Origin of the sequence: Alloyangia mangrovi (genome assembly GCF_002300555.2) — a bacterium.
In the GTDB taxonomy this organism is placed as follows: Bacteria; Pseudomonadota; Alphaproteobacteria; order Rhodobacterales; family Rhodobacteraceae; genus Salipiger; species Salipiger mangrovi.
Genome location: NZ_NTHN02000136.1, coordinates 1 through 1,250 on the forward strand (window position 1 = coordinate 1; position 1,250 = coordinate 1,250).

Consider the following 1,250-nt stretch of genomic DNA (forward strand, 5'->3'; position numbering starts at 1 on the left):
ATGGCAAAGGAAAAGTTTGAGCGCGGCAAACCGCACTGCAACATCGGCACGATCGGTCACGTTGACCACGGCAAGACCACGCTGACCGCAGCGATCACCAAGTACTTCGGTGACTTCAAGGCGTACGACCAGATCGACGGCGCGCCGGAAGAGAAAGCACGCGGCATCACGATCTCGACCGCGCACGTGGAATACGAGACCGAGGCGCGCCACTACGCGCACGTGGACTGCCCCGGCCACGCCGACTACGTGAAGAACATGATCACCGGCGCGGCGCAGATGGACGGCGCGATCCTGGTTGTGAACGCAGCTGACGGCCCCATGCCGCAGACCCGCGAGCACATCCTTCTGGGCCGCCAGGTGGGTATCCCCGCCATGGTCGTGTTCATGAACAAGGTTGACCAGGTCGACGACGAAGAGCTGCTCGAGCTCGTCGAGATGGAAATCCGCGAACTGCTGTCGGCCTACGACTTCCCGGGCGACGACATCCCCGTGATCGCCGGTTCGGCTCTGCACGCGATGAACGGCACCCAGCCGGAAATCGGTGAGAACAAGATCCGCGAACTGATGGCGGCGGTGGACGAGTACATCCCGCAGCCGGCACGTGCCGTGGACCAGCCGTTCCTGATGCCGATCGAAGACGTGTTCTCGATCTCGGGCCGCGGCACCGTGGTCACCGGCCGCGTGGAGCGTGGCGTCGTGAACGTCGGCGACGAACTGGAAATCGTCGGCATCCGCGACACCAAGAAGACCACCTGCACCGGTGTGGAAATGTTCCGCAAGCTGCTCGACCGCGGTGAAGCCGGCGACAACATCGGCGCCCTGCTGCGCGGCATCGACCGCGAAGGCGTTGAGCGTGGCCAGGTTCTCTGCAAGCCGGGTTCGGTGAAGCCGCACACCAAGTTCGAGTGCGAGGTCTACATCCTGACCAAGGAAGAAGGCGGCCGTCACACGCCGTTCTTCGCGAACTACCGTCCGCAGTTCTACTTCCGCACCACCGACGTGACCGGCACCGTGACCCTCCCCGAGGGCACCGAGATGGTCATGCCCGGCGACAACCTGAAGTTCGCCGTGGAACTGATCGCTCCGATCGCGATGGAAGATGGTCTGCGCTTCGCAATCCGCGAAGGCGGCCGCACCGTCGGCTCCGGCGTTGTGTCGAAAATCATCGAGTGATGAGCTTTTGCCCGGTCTTCGGACCGGGCCGGCATAGGGAAGGGGCCGCCCATTGGGCGGCCCCTTTTCGTTGC

The 1,250-nt window shown here is 63.8% G+C and carries 1 protein-coding gene; it reads left to right on the plus strand.

Annotated elements, in window-relative coordinates; genetic code table 11:
- The gene (gene tuf, locus CLG85_RS27085) at positions 1-1,176 is read left to right on the plus strand and encodes an elongation factor Tu (RefSeq protein WP_095880742.1); all 1,176 of its coding nucleotides are present in this window, start codon (positions 1-3) and stop codon (positions 1,174-1,176) included.
- Positions 1,177-1,250: the final 74 nt, after the last annotated feature.